The 18,401-nt window shown below is 66.4% G+C and carries 16 protein-coding genes; 7 read left to right on the top strand and 9 right to left on the bottom strand.

Annotation, left to right across the window (positions count from 1 at the left end; genetic code table 11):
• Positions 1 to 13 precede the first annotated feature (13 nt).
• Positions 14 to 829 carry a phosphate ABC transporter ATP-binding protein gene (locus HDIA_RS01970; RefSeq protein WP_099553870.1) on the top strand — a complete coding sequence of 272 codons (816 nt, stop codon included), beginning with the start codon at positions 14 to 16 and terminating at the stop codon, positions 827 to 829.
• A gap of 73 nt (positions 830 to 902) precedes the next feature.
• Here the strand turns inward: HDIA_RS01970 and HDIA_RS01965 are convergent, their stop codons facing one another.
• The 3 genes from HDIA_RS01965 to HDIA_RS01955 all read right to left on the bottom strand — a co-directional run bounded on the left by HDIA_RS01965 (position 903) and on the right by HDIA_RS01955 (position 3,781).
• Positions 903 to 1,904: a sodium:calcium antiporter gene (locus HDIA_RS01965; RefSeq protein ID WP_099558659.1), complete on the bottom strand. Its 1,002-nt coding sequence runs from the start codon at positions 1,902 to 1,904 to the stop codon at positions 903 to 905.
• A 266-nt stretch (positions 1,905 to 2,170) separates the two neighbouring features.
• On the bottom strand, positions 2,171 to 3,067 hold the full coding sequence (locus tag HDIA_RS01960) for a LysR family transcriptional regulator (RefSeq protein WP_099553868.1): 897 nt from the start codon (positions 3,065 to 3,067) through the stop codon (positions 2,171 to 2,173).
• Between the two features lie 153 nt (positions 3,068 to 3,220).
• The gene (locus tag HDIA_RS01955; protein WP_245884333.1) at positions 3,221 to 3,781 is read right to left on the bottom strand and encodes a TetR/AcrR family transcriptional regulator; all 561 of its coding nucleotides are present in this window, start codon (positions 3,779 to 3,781) and stop codon (positions 3,221 to 3,223) included.
• Positions 3,782 to 4,033: 252 nt separating this feature from the next.
• Here HDIA_RS01955 and HDIA_RS01950 point away from each other — a divergent pair, with 252 nt between their 5' ends.
• From HDIA_RS01950 to HDIA_RS01940, 3 genes are read left to right on the top strand one after another with little or no spacing between them, the layout of a single operon-like run.
• Positions 4,034 to 4,510 (top strand): (2Fe-2S)-binding protein, encoded by a 477-nt coding sequence (locus HDIA_RS01950; protein WP_099553865.1) that lies wholly within the window; start codon positions 4,034 to 4,036, stop codon positions 4,508 to 4,510.
• Complete coding sequence (locus HDIA_RS01945; protein ID WP_099553863.1) at positions 4,507 to 5,490, top strand: FAD binding domain-containing protein; 984 nt, start codon at positions 4,507 to 4,509, stop codon at positions 5,488 to 5,490. Before HDIA_RS01950 ends, HDIA_RS01945 begins: the two co-directional genes overlap by 4 nt.
• Positions 5,487 to 7,787 carry a xanthine dehydrogenase family protein molybdopterin-binding subunit gene (locus tag HDIA_RS01940; protein WP_099553861.1) on the top strand — a complete coding sequence of 767 codons (2,301 nt, stop codon included), beginning with the start codon at positions 5,487 to 5,489 and terminating at the stop codon, positions 7,785 to 7,787. Before HDIA_RS01945 ends, HDIA_RS01940 begins: the two co-directional genes overlap by 4 nt.
• A gap of 66 nt (positions 7,788 to 7,853) precedes the next feature.
• Here HDIA_RS01940 and HDIA_RS01935 read toward each other — a convergent pair whose 3' ends face one another.
• Together HDIA_RS01935 and HDIA_RS01930 are read right to left on the bottom strand one after the other, a co-directional pair.
• Positions 7,854 to 8,705, bottom strand: coding sequence for an SDR family NAD(P)-dependent oxidoreductase (locus HDIA_RS01935; protein ID WP_099553858.1), 852 nt, complete (start codon positions 8,703 to 8,705; stop codon positions 7,854 to 7,856).
• An 88-nt stretch (positions 8,706 to 8,793) separates the two neighbouring features.
• Complete coding sequence (locus HDIA_RS01930) at positions 8,794 to 9,528, bottom strand: SDR family oxidoreductase (RefSeq protein ID WP_099553856.1); 735 nt, start codon at positions 9,526 to 9,528, stop codon at positions 8,794 to 8,796.
• A gap of 176 nt (positions 9,529 to 9,704) precedes the next feature.
• Between HDIA_RS01930 and HDIA_RS01925 the strand changes: the two genes are divergently transcribed.
• Positions 9,705 to 10,592 carry a LysR family transcriptional regulator gene (locus tag HDIA_RS01925; protein ID WP_099553854.1) on the top strand — a complete coding sequence of 296 codons (888 nt, stop codon included), beginning with the start codon at positions 9,705 to 9,707 and terminating at the stop codon, positions 10,590 to 10,592.
• A gap of 24 nt (positions 10,593 to 10,616) precedes the next feature.
• On the opposite strand, the gene HDIA_RS01920 is transcribed toward HDIA_RS01925, so the two are convergent.
• Complete coding sequence (locus HDIA_RS01920) at positions 10,617 to 11,405, bottom strand: SDR family oxidoreductase (protein WP_099553852.1); 789 nt, start codon at positions 11,403 to 11,405, stop codon at positions 10,617 to 10,619.
• 164 nt (positions 11,406 to 11,569) lie between these two features.
• On the opposite strand from HDIA_RS01920, the gene HDIA_RS01915 reads away from it, so the two are divergent.
• Together HDIA_RS01915 and HDIA_RS01910 are read left to right on the top strand one after the other, a co-directional pair.
• On the top strand, positions 11,570 to 12,256 hold the full coding sequence (locus tag HDIA_RS01915; protein ID WP_099553850.1) for a fumarylacetoacetate hydrolase family protein: 687 nt from the start codon (positions 11,570 to 11,572) through the stop codon (positions 12,254 to 12,256).
• Between the two features lie 91 nt (positions 12,257 to 12,347).
• On the top strand, positions 12,348 to 14,777 hold the full coding sequence (locus tag HDIA_RS01910) for a serine/threonine-protein kinase (RefSeq protein ID WP_099553848.1): 2,430 nt from the start codon (positions 12,348 to 12,350) through the stop codon (positions 14,775 to 14,777).
• A 12-nt stretch (positions 14,778 to 14,789) separates the two neighbouring features.
• Here the strand turns inward: HDIA_RS01910 and HDIA_RS01905 are convergent, their stop codons facing one another.
• The 3 genes from HDIA_RS01905 to HDIA_RS01895 form a co-directional block, all read right to left on the bottom strand.
• Entirely contained in the window at positions 14,790 to 15,311 is a 522-nt protein-coding gene (locus HDIA_RS01905; RefSeq protein WP_099558658.1) for an OmpA family protein, read from the bottom strand.
• 71 nt (positions 15,312 to 15,382) lie between these two features.
• Positions 15,383 to 16,936 (bottom strand): amidohydrolase family protein, encoded by a 1,554-nt coding sequence (locus tag HDIA_RS01900; RefSeq protein ID WP_099553847.1) that lies wholly within the window; start codon positions 16,934 to 16,936, stop codon positions 15,383 to 15,385.
• Positions 16,933 to 17,979, bottom strand: coding sequence for a questin oxidase family protein (locus HDIA_RS01895; RefSeq protein WP_245884119.1), 1,047 nt, complete (start codon positions 17,977 to 17,979; stop codon positions 16,933 to 16,935). The genes HDIA_RS01900 and HDIA_RS01895 overlap by 4 nt, the downstream gene beginning before the upstream one ends.
• Positions 17,980 to 18,401 lie beyond the last annotated feature (422 nt).

Here is an 18,401-nt window from a genome sequence, read left to right as displayed (position 1 = left end):
GGCTCGTCCTGCCATGAAATCACTTCTCGACACCCGAACCGTCATTCCCGACGGCCGCCACCACGACGGCCACACGACCAAGCTCTCCGTGCGCCATGTCAACGCCTGGTACGGCGAGAAGCAGGCGCTCGAAGACGTGACCTTCGACATCTGCGACCGGGAGGTGACCGCGCTGATCGGTCCGTCCGGCTGCGGCAAGTCCACGCTGCTGACCTCGCTCAACCGGATCGCGGAAACGGTGCCCGGCTACCGGCTGACCGGCGACATCCTGCTCGACGGCAAGAGTATCTTCGACCCCGACGTCGAACTGGAGCACCTTCGCCGTCGCTTTGGCTGGATCGCCCAGATGCCCAATCCCTTTCCGGAGCCGATCCGCGAAAATGTCGCCTACGGCGCCCGTATCCACGGGATCGTCGAGGACGACAACGACATGGACGGCTTCGTCGAGCAGTGCCTCAGGCGCGCCAATCTCTGGGACGAAGTCAAGGATATCCTCGACCAGCCGGGGACCAGTCTCTCCGGCGGACAACAGCAGCGCCTGTGCATCGCCCGGGCGCTCTCGACCAATCCCGACGTCATCCTGATGGACGAGCCCTGCTCCGCGCTCGATCCCGGAGCCACCGGCCGCGTGGAGGAACTGATCGACGAACTGCGCGCCGATCTCGCCATCGTCATCATCACCCACAACCTGCAGCAGGCGGCCCGGGTTTCGCAGCGCACGGCCTTCTTCCACCTCGGCAAGCTGATCGAATTCGGCGATACGGAGGACATCTTCCTCAAACCCAGGACCGAGCTCTGCAATGACTACGTGACCGGCCGCTACGGCTGATCGACGGAGCGTCTTCCCGCCGGACCGGCCTTCGACCGGTGCGGGCTTGGCGACGCCATGACCGGCGCGAGGCTCATTCGCCGGACAGGAAGATGGTGTAGGAACTCAGGACGTAGACCATCAGCAGCGAGAGGCCGACCCAGCCGACGAAGCCGAAGAAGCGCGACGTCGGGCGGAAGAGCAAAGCGACCACGAAGATGCCCGACATGATCACGGCCGCAAAAGCCGTGATGGCGTGCACCGGCGAGACGGTCGACAGCAGCGGGCCGTCGAGATCGGCAAGGTCGTCGATCGCCAGAATCAGGACATCGAAGAGATTGCTGCCGAGAAGATTGGCGACGGCCATGTCGGTGGCGCCGAGCCGAAGGGCGCTGACGGCGACGACGAATTCCGGCAGCGTCGTGACCGCCGCGATCAGCAGGGTGCCGACAAAGCTGCGCTGCCAGCCCATGGCGTCGGCAATCTCGATGCCGACAAAGGGCAGCAACGTGCCGGCGACCACCACGACCGCCGCCGCGAGCGCATAGCGCAGGATCGCCTCACGCAACGAGATCTCGACCGCCGGCCCGTCATCCACCGGCATGCGGGGCGTACGGCGCTCGTAGACGAACGCCGCACGAATGGCGACGATGTAGAGAACGATGATGACCGGCGTGAAGGCGCTGACCTGGAAGAGATGAAGCCCCGGCGTTTCGCGGCTGAGAAGAATGAAGGCGCCGACGAAGCCGATCAGGATGATGCCGAAGCCTGCGGTGAGGATGTGGCCCTGGTCGATCTTGCGGTAGATCGGTTCGTCCCGGGTCAGGGCGTCGAGCACCACAAGAATGAGTAGATTGAAGACGCAGGCGCCAAGCGCGTCGCCGACGGCGATGTTCGGTGCGTTGGCGACGGTGACGGCCGAAATGCCGGTGAAAAGTTCCGGCAGCGACGTGGCGGTTGCCAGCAGCACCAGCCCGACCCAAGAGCGCGACAGACCCGTGAGTCGCGCGATCACGTCGCCATAGCGCGTCAGCACCGGGCCGGCGAAAGCGATCGCGAGGGCACAGGCGGCAAGTTCCAGCCAGGGCAACAGCATGGTCAAGGGGAGAACGTCCCGTGCTTGAGCAAAAGGCAGGGGCTTTTCGATATGGCTACGAGGCCATGTCATGCCGGTCTTGCCGGGGAGGCGCATTGATCATGCGCAAATCTTCCGGCGGAAACGGCCATAAAATTCGTTGCGGGGTAACGGGATGCAGGGCGAGGCGCGTCGACGCTCCGCCGTTGGAAACACAAGGGATGCCGGCGCAGATATGTGAAGACCGGTCCTGTTGCCCGGCCGGTTCGACCGCCGAACCACCGCGATCAGATCGCCTGTGGCGGCGAGAGTTCGGCGGCGATCATGTCGATCAGCGCGCGAACGCGACGCGGCTGCACCTTCGCCGGCGGATAGACGATCTGGAGCGCCGTGCGCCCGGCGGAATACTCCCCCAGCACCTCCACCAGCCGGCCCGCGGCGAGATCGGCCTCGACGTCCCAGTTGGACTTGAGGCAGAGCCCGTGGCCGGCCAGGCACCAATGGCGCACCAGCCAGCCATCGTTGGCAACGCGCCGTCCGCGCACCATGACCCGCTGAAGACGCCCGTCGATGCGAAAGGGCCACGTCCGTTCGATGTTTCCGCCGTAGCGCAGGGAAATGCAGTCGTGCCGGGCAAGGTCCCCGGGATGTTCGGGCACACCCATGCGCTCAAGATACTCCGGTGCGGCGCAGACGATGCGGCGGTTTTCGCCGAGGTGACGGGCGCGCAGGCTGCTGTCGGCGAGCGCACCGTAGCGGATCGCGAAATCCAGGCCCGAGCCGACCAAATCGACGATCGAGTCATTGAGATCGAGTTCGACCGACACATCCGGATTTTCGGCCAGAAAGCGATCGACAATCGGCCATATGCGCGAGCGGCCGAGGTCCTGCGGCGAACTCAGCCGGATTGGGCCGGAGACCGACCTCGTGCCAAGGCGAATCCGCCCCTCCAGCTCGTCGGCTTCGGCGAGCAGCCGCCGCGCGCCATCGAGCACCAGACGCCCCTCGTCGGTAAGGCTGATCGCGCGGGTCGTGCGGGTCAGCAGGGCCGCGCCATAATGGGCTTCCAGCCCGACAAGGCGCTCCGAAACGGTGGCCGGCGAAAGCCCTGCCTCGCGGGCGGCGGCGGACAGGCTGCCCGTCTCGACGATCTTCACGAAGAGAGCCAGATTATCCAGCAGCACGCACTTCGCCCTTTCCGAACCGATCGATCATCGAGCGCATGATTTTCCGGTCAGACCGAAAAGTCCACAGCGAAGCAGGCCCGGACGAAGAACCGGGCGGAAAGCCGGATCCTCGCGCGAGCCTTTGTTAAGACATGCTTTTTCCGAATTTTCTTAGTTCTTTTCCGGCGCGCCCCAGCGCAAGCCGTCCATGATCAGGGCGACGACCTTGCGCGAGCGGGCCTCCCAGTCGGGCGTTGCCGGCGCGCTGTAGAGGCTGGAGAGTGCCTGCAGCACATCCGGCGCCTCGACATCCTGCCGGATCCGGCCGGCCCGCGCGGCGGCCGAAACCAGCCTTTCGAGCGTCCGCGCGACGCGGCTCGGCTGCTCGGCGAAAATGCCCGTCCGGGCGTCGAACAGGATGCGCAGGCTGTCGGCCATGCCGCGTTTCGTCGCCGCATAGCCGACCATCAGCTGCAGCCACTGCGCGAGAGCCTCTTCCGGCGGACAGCGGGCAAGAAGATCGTCGGCCGCCGCTTCGAGGAATTCGACCTCGCGCCGATAGACGGCCTCGACCAGATTTTCGCGCGTTGGAAAATGACGATAGAGCGTTCCGATGCCGACGCCGGCGCGCCGGGCAATGTCTTCCAGCGAGGTCTCGACGCCCTTTTCCGCAAAGCAGGCCGCCGCTGTTTCGATCAGCTTGTCGCGGTTGCGGCGCGCATCGGCGCGCATGGGCCTGTCATCGAACTTTGCTGCGCCGGACGGCGTTTCCTCACTCAAATAACGCGCTCCGTCGCGGCACGGCCTTGAACCGAAGCAATCCTGCTCCATATACCGATTCTAAACGGAGGCTACCTCCGCTTACCCATTGCCTTGTCACCTTAGCATATCGGGCGGGCCAGCCGGCAGCCCCAATCCTCGCCAAATCGATCACGTTTCCCGAAATCGCGCCCTTCAGGGCCCGAGCACAAGGACGTCACCAGCATGAGTGATCCTCATTCGATCGAACTCACCATCAACGGGGAGACGCACCATCTCAGCGTCGATCCGCGCACGACACTGCTCGACGCGCTGCGCGAGCACCTGCACCTCACCGGAACGAAGAAGGGCTGCGACCAGGGCCAGTGCGGCGCCTGCACCGTCCATGTCGACGGCGAACGGGCCCTCTCCTGCCTGATGCTCGCTGCGCAGGCGGACGGCCGCCGCATCACCACCATCGAGGGCCTTGCCGGCGCCGATGGCACCGTTCATCCGGTTCAGGAAGCCTTCCTCAACGAAGACGCCTTCCAGTGCGGCTACTGCACGCCCGGCCAGATCATGTCGGCGGTCGCCTGCATCACCGAAGGGCACGCCGGCTCCGACGACGAGATCCGCGAATACATGGCCGGCAACCTCTGCCGCTGCGGCGCCTATCCACACATCGTCGAGGCGGTGCGAAAGGCTGCGGAGGCAATGCGATGAAAGAGTTCACCTATCGCCGCGCCGCCACGCTCGAAGAGGCAGGCAAGGCCGCCGCCCTTTCCGCGCGCTCCCTGCTGGCCGGCGGCACCACGCTCGTCGATCTCATGAAATGCGGCATCGCCGCGCCGGAAGAGATCGTCGACATCACGCGGATTCCCGGCCTTGACGGCATCGCGGTCGACGAGGCCGGCGCCCGCATCGGCGCCCTTGCAACGATGAGCCATGTCGCCGACCACGCGCGGATCAAGTCCGAATATCCGGCCGTCGCGCAGTCGCTGTCGCTGGCCGCCTCGGCGCAGCTTCGCAACATGGCGACCATCGGCGGCAACCTGATGCAGCGCACGCGCTGTCCCTATTTCCGCGATCCCGCCGGCTATGCCGCCTGCAACAAGCGCGATCCCGGATCCGGCTGCGCGGCCATGGACGGACCGGCCCGCAACCATGCCATCCTCGGCACGAGCAAGGCCTGTATCGCGACCTATCCCGGCGACCTTGCCGTGGCGCTTACCGCCCTCGATGCGGTCATCCACACCAGCGGCAGGGATATTGCGGCGACCGACTTCTTCCTGGAGCCGGGCGAAACGCCGGACCGCGAGACGGTGCTCGAGCCCGGCGAGATCATCACCTCGGTCACGATCCCTGCCAGCGCCGCCGCCCGCCGTTCGGTCTACCTCAAGGTCCGTGACCGGCAGTCCTATGAATTCGCGGCGGCCAGCGCGGCGGTCGGGCTGGAGCTTGACGGCGACGGCCGCACGATCCGCGACCTTCGCGTCGCGCTCGGCGGCGTTGCCACCAAGCCATGGCCGGCACGCGCCGTGGAGGCAGCCCTCATCGGCAAGCCGCTCGACGAGGCGCTCGTCACCGAGGCGAGCCGCCTCGCCGTCGAAGGGGCCGTCACGCGTGACGACAACGCCTGGAAGGCCGCCCTTGCCCCGCGCGTCGTCGCGCGCGCCATTCTCACCGCAGGAGGCATCGCATGACCTTTGCCGAAATCACCACCAAGCGCGGCGACGCGTCGGACGGCATGGCGACCGGGCCGCTCGGCCGGGCCCACGTCCGGGCGGACGGACCGGCCAAGATCACCGGCCGCGCGACTTATGCCCTGGAGCATGCCGTTGCCGATGCGCTCCACTGCGTCATCGTCCAGTCGACCATCGGCGCTGGCCGCGTCGTCTCGATTGACAAGAGCGATGCGGAGGCAAGCCCCGGCGTCCATCTCGTGCTCGACGCCGGCAACAGCCTGCCTCTCGTCCCGAAGGCCGACTTCTTCGGCAACCTGCCGCCCGGCGACACCTTTGTCCCCTTTGCCACCGAGATCCGGCACAACGGCGAGCTCGTCGCGGCCGTCGTCGCCGACACGGTGGAGCAGGCGCGGGCCGCCGCCGACCGGCTGCACATCACCTATGAGGAGGCGCCCGTCGTCGCCACCTTCGCCGACCCGCGCGCCGGCGACGGCAACCCGGTCGAGGCCATGAGCAAGACATGGGGCGAAGCCGAGCAGGCCCTGGCGGAGGCGCCCGTCAGCATCGAGGTGCGCTACGAGACGCCGCGCGAATACAATGTGCCGATCGAACCACACGGGCTCATCGCCCACTGGGAGGCGGACGACAGGCTTACGATCCACGAGCCGAGCCAGTGGATCGACGGCATGGCCAACCAATTTGCGACCTGGTTCGGCATTCCCTTCGAGAATGTGCGCGTCGTCTCACCTTATATCGGCGGTGGGTTCGGCTCCAAGGGACAGGCACTGCCGCATTCGGCGGTGGCGGCGACCGCCGCCAGAATGCTCGGCCGTCCGGTGAAGCTCGCCGTCACACGGCCGCAGACCTTCACCGCCCATGGCGGCAGGCCGGCCACATGGCAGACGCTGAAGATCGGCGCGAGCGAAGACGGCCGGATCGTCGCCATCGACCACAGGGGCGCCAACGAGACCGCCGCCGCGGCCAACTTCGTGGAAACGCTCGGCGTCGTCACCTCGATGATGTATGCCGTCCCGAATTTCCGCTCGCGCCAGACGATCGTGCCGGTCAACACGGTGGTGCCGGGTGCCTTCCGCGCCCCGGGGAAGAACCCGTCCGCCTTCGCGCTGGAAAGCGCGATGGACGAGCTTGCCATCGCGCTGGGGATGGATCCGGTCGAGTTGCGGCGGCGCAACGAGCCCGACGTCGACCCGGAGAATGGCAAGCCGTGGTCGTCGCGCCGGCTTCTGGCCTGCTACGACGCCGGCGCCGCAGCCTTCGGCTGGTCGAAGCGGAACCCGGAGCCGCGTTCGATGCGCAACGGCCGACAACTCGTCGGCTGGGGTATGGCGGTCGGCACGCATCCGGTCTACTCCAGCCCCGGCGAGGCAATGGTGCGGGTTCTGGCCAACGGCCGTGTCGAGGTGCTGTCCAGCGCCATCGACATGGGCACGGGCACCTACACGATCCTTGCCCAGACCGCCGCCGACGCCCTCGGCGTGCCGGTTGAGCGCGTCGAGGTCAAGCTCGGCGACTCGCGCCTTCCCCGGGCGCCCGTTGCCGGCGGGTCGCAGCTTGCCAACCTGATGGTCGGCGCCGTGCACAAGACAGCACTCGCCGCCCGCGAGGACCTGATCGCGCTCGGTCTCTCCGACCCGAACTCGCCGCTGCAGAACCAGGCCAACACGCTGATCATCGAGGACGGCATGATCGGCCCGCCGCGCGGACCAGCCATTCCCCTCGGCGATCTTCTGACGGCGACCGGGCGTGACGCACTCGAAGTCACGCGCGACACGCTGCCGGAAAAGGAGCGCACGGCCGAGGAACGGCTCTCGATGTTCACCAGCCTCGCGGGGATGGAGCGTGGCCCCGGCATACCCAAGTCGCGCCATTCCTTCTGCGCGCATTTCGTCGAGGTCCTGGTCGACGAAGACTTCGGCACTGTCCGTGTCTCGCGCGTCGTCTCGGCGGTCGATGCAGGCCGGCTCTACAATCCGAAGCTTGCCGACAGCCAGTTCAAGGGCGGGATCATCATGGGCATCGGCATGGCGCTTCTGGAGGAAGGCATCACGGACCCGCGCAACGGGCGGATCCTGAACGCCAACCTTGCCGACTACCTGATCGCGACCAACGCCGACATTCCGGCGATCGAGACGATTTCCGTCGGCGAGCCGGACTATGACGCCACCCCGCTCGGCGGCAAGGCGGTCGGGGAAGTCGCCATCGTCGGCATGGCGGCGGCGATCGCCAATGCCGTCCATCACGCGGCCGGCAAGCGCATCCGCGACCTGCCGATCACGATGGAAAAGCTGCTCTGAAAACAGCAAGGCGGCCGCCGGTCCAGTGGATCGGCGGCCGCCTTTCATTGGGCAAAGACGTTTCCCTCAGCCCTTGTCGACGAAGGCCTTGAAGGCGTCGCCATAATCGGGATGCCAGCGCGAGAGCGGCGGCCGGTTTTCGACGATATCGCCGGCGGCCCAGAGGATGCGGCGCTCGTCGAGGCTTCTCGCCACGTCGTTGTCCGGGCAGAGGATGTAGAAGTCGCCCGAGTCCAGCCGCTCCAGCATGAAGTCCGCCGTCTGGGCAGGGGTCCAGGCACCGGCGGGCTTCTCGGTGCGCTCGCCTGCGGTCAGCGGCGTGAAGACGAAGCCGGGGATCAGCAGGTGAGCGGAGATTTCGCAGCCGTCGGTGTTGCGAAGCTCGTGCTGCAGCGCCTCGGTGAAGGCCTTCACACCGGCCTTGGAGACGTTGTAGGCCGGATCGCCCGGCGGCGTGGTAATGCCCTGCTTGGAGCCCGTGCTGATCACGAGACCGGGCTTGCCCCGCGCGATCATGCCCGGCACGAAGACCTGGCAGCCGTGGATGATGCCCCAGAGGTTGGTGTCCAGAACCTTCTGCCAATTTCCCAGAGGTCCGAACAGGGCGCTGCCGGGCTGGACGCCAGCGTTGTTCATCAGCACGTCGACGCTGCCGAAACGCTCCAGGACCGCGGTTTCCAGCGCCACCAGTTCCTCGCGCTTGGAGACGTCCACGTCCGTCGCCATGACATCGCCCGCTCCGCGACCCGCGAAACGCGCGATGGCTTCCGCCGCCGCAGCGAGCTTTGCCTCGCCCCGGTCGACGATGCAGACCTTGAGGCCGAGCGCGGCGAAGCGTTCGGCGGCGGCAAGGCCGATGCCGGAGGCACCGCCCGTGACGACGGCAACGGCTCCCTTCTTCAGGACGGGATGGGTCATGATCCGATTTCCTTGTTCTTCAACGCCTGAACGCACGGGGCCGACGAGTCCCGTGCGAGCAACTCCTGCAAGTCCGGTCCGTTCCAGCTCAGGCGAGCGCCTCGGCCATGGTGCGCATCTGGACCTGGATGATGCGCGAGCCCTTCGGCTGGGCGCAGGCAAAAAGCACCGCCTCGGCGACGTCCTCGGGCTCCAGCATGTCGGACTGCTCGACACCGGCTTCCGTGCGGCCCTTGCCGATGGCGAACTCCGTCTTCACGCCGCCCGGATTGATCGTGCCGACCTTGATGCCGTGCGGACGCAGTTCCTTGTCGAGCCCCTGCGCGAACCCGACCTGGGCGAACTTGGTGGCGCAGTAGACCGCCTCGCCGGCAAAGCCGTAGACACCGGCCATCGACGAGATCATCAGGATCGTGCCCTCGCCCTGTTCGATCATCACCGGCACCGCGTGACGGGTGAAGAGGAAGGTGGAGCGGACGTTGACGTCCATCATCTCCACATAGTCGTCGAGGCTGGTATCGACGAGGGTCTTGTAGTTGCCGACGCCGGTGTTGTTGATGAGGATGTCGATCCGGCCGAAGCGGGCCTTGGCCTCCTCCACCGTCTTCAGCGCCGTCGCCTCGTCGCGGGCGTCGCCGATCACAGCGATGGCGTCGCTGCCGAGCCCGCGGACTTCCTCGATCAGGGCGTCGAGGCGCTCCTTGCGCCGCGCGGTGAGGACGAGGCGGGCTCCCTCGCGCGCCAGTGCCCTTGCGCTGGCCAGACCGATGCCGGAGCTCGCGCCCGTGATGATGGCGACCTTGCCGTCGAGCTTCCCAGTCATGGCAAATCCTTTCGTTGTTCTTGATGGAGCACTATGGCCGGCCGCCCTCAACCGCACGAAGCGGAAGGGCACCGAACCAATGCGCGCGGACAATGCGCCCGGCTTGCTTATGCGTCCAACAGAATATAGAGATTGGATTTATCTCTGAAACTGATCAAATCTGAGCGGAACGAGCCTTGGAACTGCGTCATCTCCAGCATTTCATCGCGGTCGCCGAGGAGCGGCATTTTACCCGCGCGGCGCAGCGGGTGCATATCGTCCAGTCGGCGCTGTCGAGTTCGATCCGCTCGCTGGAGGACGAGCTTCAGGCCAAGCTCTTCGTGCGCAGCACGCGCCAGGTGCAGCTGACGCCGGCCGGTCAGGCCTTTCTTGAAAAGGCGCGCGAGGCGATGCGGGCCATCGATACGGCCCGGGACATCGTCGCCGACGTGGAGGGGCTGCGATCCGGCTCGCTCGCCATCGGCACGGTGCACAGCCTGCCCGCCTTCCTCGACCTTCCCTCGCTGATTGCCCGGTTCCATGCCACCCATCCGGGCGTCGAGGTACGTCTGAGGCAGGGCGATGCGCCGGGGCTTCTGGAACAGCTTCGGACCGGACGGCTCGACCTTGCCTTCCTGCCGCTGCTCGACCCGCCGGACAATATCGTGACGGGCATCGTCGCCTGCGAGGACCTCGCGGTTGTCACGGCGCCGGGCCATCCGCTTGCGGGCCGCAAGGATATCACCCTTGCGGACCTCGCCCGGCATTCCTTCGTCGACTTCGATATCGGCTGGGGCACAAGGCCGCTTGTCGACCGCGCCTTTGCCCAGGCCGGCATCACGCGGCGCACGGCCTTCGAGGTGACCGATCTGGAAACGCTCGTCGATCTGGTGGCGAAAGGGCTCGGCATCGCCCTCCTGCCCGACGCTCTCGCCGAAACGCGCCGCCCGAAGATCGCCATTGCCGAACTCGGCCCAGAGATCTGCTGGGAACTGGTCGTCGCTCACACCGGCGACGAGACGACCGGACGGTTGCCGGTCAACGGCGCGGCGCGCGCCTTCCTCGACCTGCTGGAGTTCCAGTAGGCCCCGTTGCCGGCCGATGACGGTTCAGACCGACTTGATCGCTCCGCCATCGCAGCGGATCACCGACCCGGTCACATAGCTTGCCGGCTGGCTGCACAGGAAGGCGGCGACGGAGGCAAACTCCTCCACGGTGCCGTAGCGGCCGGCGGGGATCGCCGCGCGCGCGGCGGCCCTGACGTGCTCCAGCGGCTTGCCGGTTCGTTTTGCCGCCGCGTCGTCGAGTTCGTCGACCCGGTCGGTCTGGATGCGGCCCGGCAGCAGCATGTTGCAGGTGACGCCGTCTGCGGCGACCTCGCTTGCCAGCGTCTTGGTCCAGCCCACGAGCGCGGATCTCAGCGTGTTGGAGAGCGCGAGATTGGGGATCGGCTGGACGACGCCGGAGGAGGCAATCGTCAGGATGCGGCCCCACTTTTCCTGCCGCATCGCTGGGAGAAGCAGGCCGGCGAGTTCGATGAGGCGGAAGACCATCATCTGCGCCTGGCGCTCCAGCATGTAGACATCCATCCCGGCGGCCGTGCCCGGCGGCGGCCCGCCGCTGTTGTTGACCAGGATATCGACGCAGTCGAAGCGGTTCAGCGCTTCGCTGGCGACGGTGGCCGAAAAATCCTCGCTGGCAAGGTCCGCGACGTGGCAGGTCGCCCGTCCGACACCGCGTGCGTTGATCGCTTTCGCCGCCTCGGCGAGCGCCGCTTCGCTGCGCCCGCAGAGCATGACATCCGCGCCTTCGGCGGCAAGCGCCTCGGCAACGCCCAGACCGAGCCCGCGCGAGGAGGAAAGAACCAAGGCCCTGCGCCCCTTCAGCCCCAGATCCATCTCCCCATCTCCTTTTCTCTTTTCGGACAACCGAATAAAGCTGACGAACAGCTTTGCAGGCTAACGCATTGCATGTCTGCGCCACAACCAAGAGCGCTTCCATTCATGAGCGAATCACGCAAACGCTTCATCCAACCGTTCTTACGCAATGGCGGACCCGCGACATGGCCGACTTCGTGATTTCCCCCTTCCCCGCCCCCGCCGTTCCCGTCAAGGGCGGCGGACTGTTTCCTGTCCGCCGGATCTTCTGCGTCGGGCGCAACTATGCCGAACACGCGCGGGAAATGGGCTCCGATCCCGACCGCGAGCCGCCGTTCTTCTTCACCAAGCCGGGCGACGCCATCGTCACCGGCGGCGCGGATACCCGGTATCCGACGAAGACGGCGTCTCTCCACTTCGAGCTCGAACTCGTCGCCGCGATCGGGACGGGCGGTGCGGACATCGCGGAGGCGGATGCGCTCGATCACGTCTGGGGCTATGGCGTCGGCATTGACCTCACGCGGCGCGACATGCAGGCGGAAGCCAAGAAGACGGCCCGGCCTTGGGACATGTCCAAGGGGTTCGACATGTCCGCGCCGATGGGCGAACTCGTACCGGCGACCCAGATCGGCCACCCCGCTTCCGGGCGGATCGAACTCACCGTCAACGGCGAAAGGCGCCAGTCTTCCAACATCGACCGGATGATCTGGTCGATCCCGGAAATCATCGCCCATCTTTCGGCCCTCGTGCGGCTGGAGCCGGGCGATCTCATTTTCACCGGCACGCCGGAAGGTGTCGGGGCGGTGGAGCGCGGCGAGAGGCTCCACGGCATCGTCGAGGGTGTCGGCGCGGTCGACACGCTGATCGTCTGAGGCAAATTGGCAAGGACGCCTGCCTTCGTCTCTCCCGTATCTTGTGCCATGATCCCCGTTGCCTTCGCCAAGGGGTGGCAGGGAGCTTCAGATGATCGGGACCGAACTCAACGGCGTCTACAGGATCGACGCGAAGATCGCCGAAGGCGGGATGGGGACCGTTTTTCGCGGTCACAACATCCACTCCGGCGAAACGGTCGCGATCAAAACGATCCTGCCGGAGTTCGCAGCGAACGAGGCCCATCTCGCGCTCTTTCGCCGCGAGGCGATGCTGCTCCACCAGTTCACGCATCCGGCGATCGTGCGCTACTACATGTTCGCGGTCGACCCGACGCGTTCCCTGCCCTATTTCGCGATGGAATTCGTCGACGGCGTGTCGCTGTCGGACCGGGTCGCGGCCGGCCCGCTCTCGACCGGCGACGCGCGGCAGGTGGCCTTGCGCGTTGCCGGCGGCCTTGCCTCGGCGCATGCCATCGGCATCGTCCACCGCGACATGTCGCCCGACAACATCATCCTGCCGGACAACCGGGTCGAGGCGGCAAAAATCATCGATTTCGGGATTGCCCGCGCCAGCCAGGTCAAGGGCGGCACGGTGCTGGAGGGGGCCTTTGCCGGCCGCTACAGCTATGCCTCGCCGGAACAGCTCGGGCTTGCCGGCGGCGAGGTGACGCCGCAATCCGACCTCTACAGCCTCGGGCTCGTTGTTGCGGCCATGCTGCGCGGCGAGGCGATCGACATGGGCGAAACCCACGCCGAACTGATCGAGCGCCGGCTCGCGGTGCCCGATCTTGCCGGAATCGACGAGACGATGCGCCCGCTGCTGACCCGGATGCTGCAACCGAAGCCCGGTGACCGGCCGGCGGGCATGGCCGAGGTCGTCGAGGCGCTGACGGACATGGGGCCGCTGCCCGAGACGACGGGCCTTCCCGGCGATGCGGGGCATCCCACGGCAGCGTCGTCCTCTTCCTCATCGCCGCTGGAACGCACGGAGATCGCGGAAGGTCCGGTCGGCGGCAGTTGGCGCGGCGGCAATTCAGCGTCGCAGGCCCGCTCATCCGCGTTCGGCAGTCGCATCGAGGCGACCGAGATCCCGCCCGATCTTCGCGAACGGGTGAGCATTGCCGACGCCGCTGGCGGTGCGTCCTTTTCCGGTGAACCGCCGGCGGCCTGGTCCGGCGCGCGGATTGGAACGATCCTGGCCGTGATCAGCCTCATCGTCGTTGCGGGTGTTGTCAGCACCTATCACGCCATCCAAAGCGATCTGCTCACTGCCGATCCCTCGCCTCAGGAGATGGCCTATACCGGGGGCGAAAATGGCGGCGCTGCGAACCGGCCGTCGCTGACCTCCGACAATCAGTCTCCGCCTGAACCGGCTTCCAATGATACCGCGACAGACAGCACGCCCGCGGTGCAGGACGCGGCAAACACCGCGGCGCTGGCGGATCAAGCGGCCGATGCGGCGCCCGGGGTCCCGCTCGCCGACGAAATCGTCCAGACACTCGGAATCGACAGCGCCGGGTCCGCACCGGACGCCAGCTCGGCTGAAGAGGCGGGCCAGACTTCGCCGGCCCCGCCGAATGGAGATCAACTGGCGTCGGCTGAACCCGACAGCCAGCCGACCAAAGCGCCGGAGCCGGATGCAGAGGGTAATGCGCCCTCCGGGACGGCCGGCAGCGCCATGGTCGCGGGACAACCGGAGACGCCGACGACGCCAGAATCCCCAACAACGGATACGCAGGCCACCTCACCGCCGCCCGGGACGACCCTGTCCGCCGATGCGACCTCGGAGCCAGATCCGTCATCCGGGGCTCCGGCAACACCGAAGGCCGAGCCTGCCGCCACGGATGCGGGAACGTCTTCGCCGGAGGCGACGGCCGGGACGGATGTCGCCGCGATCCCGCTTCCGTCGACCGTCTTCGATGTGGTGGGGCAGGTGCAAGATCCCTGCTTCTACGCCCGCGTGACCCGCGCTTCGGTCGATGCCTCGACCATCGAGGCCTTCGGGGCGGCAATCGATCCGGCCGCCCGCCTCAACGACGATGTCTTGCAGGTCACGGGTGTCGAGCCGAACATCGGCATGCGTCTGGTGAGCGAGGCGCAGTGCCCGCTCGTCGATTTTCTGAGCCAGCATGCGGACCGGGCGAATGGCGCGCTGTCGCTGAAGCTCGACAGCGATGTCGTTTCCAGCCGCCAGCCGCTGAGCGGCAAGGTGCAGGGCCTCTACGGCACCAGGCTGCATCTGATCCTCGTCGACGAAGATGGCGCCGCGCATGATCTGACACACCTGCTCGAGGCACAGGCCAATGACGCCGCGACCTTCCGGATCGATCTTTCCGGCGGTGCATCGGCCAAGGCCGTTCCGCTGATCCTGCTGCTGCTGTCGACCTCGGACTCGGTCGACTTCGACGCGGCCGCCCTGAAGGGCTCTGCCGATTCCGTCGTTCCTGCCCTTCAGGATGCCATGACGGCATCCGGCAGCGACGCGCACTGGGAGGCCGCCTACCTGAAATTCGCTCCGTGAGCGACAGCCGCGCTATTCCGCAAGGCGTGTCTCCACCCGCCGGTTGCTGGGATCAAACGGATCCTCGGCGCGCGGCCGGGCCTCGCCGAAGCCCATCGGTTTCAGCCGGTCGCTCTCGACACCCTCGGCTTTCAGGAAGCTGACGACGGCATTCGCCCGGCGCACGGAAAGGTCCATGTTGTAGGTTTCCGTTCCCGTCGCGTCGGTAAAGCCCTCGACCATGAACTTGAGCTTTGCCAGCCGATCGTCACGGAGCGCATCGGCGAAGGCCTTGAGCTGGGTCTTCGCATCACTGGTGAGTTGATCGGAGTCGAGATCGAAAGTGACGCGAAGGTCGAAGGTCGCCGGCTTGGCGGGCTGCGCCTTCGCGCATTCCTCGGCGGTGCCGATGCAGACCGCCCGAGCGGCCCCGAGTTCCTTCTCCTTGACGAAGAAATCGACAACGTCCTTCGACGAGTAGCTTTCCTGGGCGAGGGCCCCGGTGAGCGGCGCGAGAAGGATCGCCGCTCCAGCGAGCAAGACTGACGTGCGCATGGCCATCACCTGCCTCCGTTGCATCCATCATGCTCGAACTGCAGGCGCGGCTTGTCAAGGCTTGGCCGGACTCAGGGTGTAATTCGGTTAAAGCGATAGGGCCGCCGTTCGCCCACCAGCGGATGGTCGCGGTGGAAGGCTTCCAGATGCGGCATCATCGCATTCACCATCTCCCAGTCGGCTGCCTCGGCCGCAGTCTCGGGCGCCTCGAGCCTCGCCGCGACTTCTGCCATGACGGCCTCGCGGTCGATGGAAATCACCTTGCCGCCATCGACGACGAGCCTGCCGCCGACGAAGACCTTGTCGATGGCATGGCGCCCGCCCCGGTGCAGCACCGTCTCCTCGACCGGCGTGCGCTTGCTGACGAAGGGCCGGGCCATCGCCTTCTCGTCCATCAGCACGATGTCGGCCTTGAGGCCCGGTTCGACCCGGCCGACGAGACCGCCGAAACCGGCGCTTTTAGCGCCATGCTCGGTCGCCATCTGCAGGACGGCGGCGGCATCGGGCCGGTCGTTGAACAGGCCCGTCTCGCGATGGAGCGCCCAGACGAGCTTCATTTCCAAAGTCATGTCGCGGTCGTCGGCAAGGTTCGACTGGTCGATGCCGAGGGCGACGGGGATCTGGCGCGCCCGCATCTCGTTGACCGGCGCAATGCCGCTGCCTAGCCGCAAGCCGGAACTGGCGTTGTGACACATGGTGCAGCCGCAGCCGGCGATGATGTCAAGGTCTTCCGGCGTCATCCAGTTGCCGTGGCCGAGCGTGACCTCCGGACCGAGGCATTCGAGCTTTTGAAGGTGCTGGACGGCGGTGTGGCCGAATTTCTTCAGCGCGTATTCGGCCTGCCGCTCGGTCTCCACAAGGTGCATGTGGATCGAGGCGCCGGCCTCGCGCGCGGTCTGCGACATGAGTTGCAGGCTCTCGTCGGAGCACCAGTGGAGATTGGCGGGCGCGAGATTGACGCGCACGCCGTCCGGGCTCGTCTCCGCCCATCCGGAGCGGATCGCGCGGAAGAAATCCATGTAGTCGGCGGTCGGCGTTGCCGCCGCGCCGAGCTTCGGCGCGAGCCAGTCGCGCACCTTTTCCGGCAGCGCCGCCAGCACCTTGGCGTCGTCCTCGTAGGCAAGGATATTCTGGTCGCGCATCATGAAGGAATAGCCGGCGCGCATGCCGATCTCGTCGTAAGCGCCGAGAATATCGGACGTGATGGCGTGCCAGTTGTCGGGCGTTCCGGTCAGGCCGCTCTGGATATGGTGAACCGTCGTCGTGCCGCTTTCCAGCATCTCGATGGCCGAATAGAGCGTATCGAGCCGGTTGCCGATCTGGCGCATGGCGCGAAAGCGCGGCAGCCAGAGTTCCAGCGGCGCGAAGGGCACGCCCATCATCAGCGGCGTCAGGCCGAAATGGTGGTGGCCGTTGACGAGTCCCGGCATGGCGATCATGCCGCGCGAGCCGTAGCGCGGCAGATGGTCGTTGCCATAGGCCACCGCCTCGATCGCGCCGACCTGGGCGATCAGGCCTTCATGAACGCGGATACCGACATCGTAGCGTCGTTCCATGGCGCCGTCCGGCCCCACCCCAACGAGAAGGGTGCCGGCCTCGACGATGCAACTGTCCTTGACTGTCATGTGTAATCCGGGATGAGGCCAACCCGGCGGGCGGCGGCCAGTTGATAGAGCGGATCGCCGTAGACCTTCATCTCCTCGCTGGCGGAAAAGGCGATGGAAATGTCGTGCTCGTCGTAGGACTTGGCGGCCGCCGCCTTGATCGCTTCCCAGGAGGGCACCGGCAACTGGCGCCAGCGCTCCAGCGTTTCGGCATCCGGCAGCGCGGGAAAGCGCATCTCGCCCAGCAGCGAGGCGATGCATTGCCAGAAATGGCGCAGCATCACATCCGGCGTCGGGCAATAAGGCATGACGATCCGCAGCCAGTGCACGCCGGTGACGGCATGGAGCGCTGCAAATTCCTGCGTCGCGGCGAAGAGGGCGATGGAGGCGAGCGCCATCCTGCGCGTCGTGTCGGGGCCGATATCCAGCCAGTCGACGACGGGCACGAAGTCCGGCGTGCGGCCGGCCTGGTCCATGTTCTGCCAGAGAAGTTCCAGGATCGGCTGGCCGTGCAGGGCCTTGATGTCCGAGACGCGGGCAAGAACCTCGGCCGGATCGTCGGTGATCGAGGCCGCGCCGGTCGCGGGCGGCATTTCCAGATAGGTCGCGGTCCAGTAGGCGAGCGCGACGGCCACGTCCGTCTCGTCCTCGCGGATCAGCGCATAGGCAAGGCGCATCAGGGCATGGAAAGCGCTGGCGCCGACACCCGGCGCAAGCCGCGGCAGATAGGCGTACAGCGTCTTTTCAACGCCATGGGCGGCAATTTCGCTGGCAAAGAAGATGCGCAGGTCCGGTTCCCGGCTCCGCTCGCCGATGGCCGTTTCCCAATTGCCGGCCGTCACCGGCTCGCCGATCGAGCCGAAGGGCAGCAATTTCTTGTAGTCGCGATAATGATCGAAGAAGTCGTGAAGCCGGTCCGTCGAGCCGCCGATCCGTTCCAGCGCCACCAGCACCATGGGCGCGTGGTTGGCGTAGGTCTTGGCGAATTCGGACCCGTAGGTGAGCATCTCCGACATGATGGGATCGAGGTCGGCGTGCCGCTCGGTCGTGAGGCTTTCTGCCATGCGACGATCTCCATGAACTTCGTCGTGGGGTGGGGCAATTTTCCCGAACGTTAGGGCCTCGGCAAAGAAACGCAACAGCTATCGCCGCCGCGCCCTGGCCCTGACGGCGGCGGGAAGCGACGCAAAAGCCGCAGCTTACCGGGCTTGACCCGATCCTGTTGCCGCCAAGGCAACACTCCCGTCCATAAAAATCGTTCGAGGGCACACCTTTCCCGCAAGCCAGCCGCTATCCGCGCGGGCCGGCAGCGTCCCTCGTTTGTTTTTTGAACCCAAGGCCGGGCGAGCGTTGCCATCCCGGCAACAGGGTCAGCGACAATTGTCGCCTTGTCACCCTCCGTAGTTATGCCTACGATTTAAACGCCCCAAGAAAATGCTCATAAATTAGGCGAAGCGAATATTCCGGACGGACGGCCGGACGTTCG

It is taken from the genome of Hartmannibacter diazotrophicus, from assembly GCF_900231165.1.
Taxonomy (GTDB): domain Bacteria; phylum Pseudomonadota; class Alphaproteobacteria; order Rhizobiales; family Pleomorphomonadaceae; genus Hartmannibacter; species Hartmannibacter diazotrophicus.
Note: the sequence above shows the minus strand (reverse complement) of the source record. Positions and strands in the feature narration are given on the sequence as shown.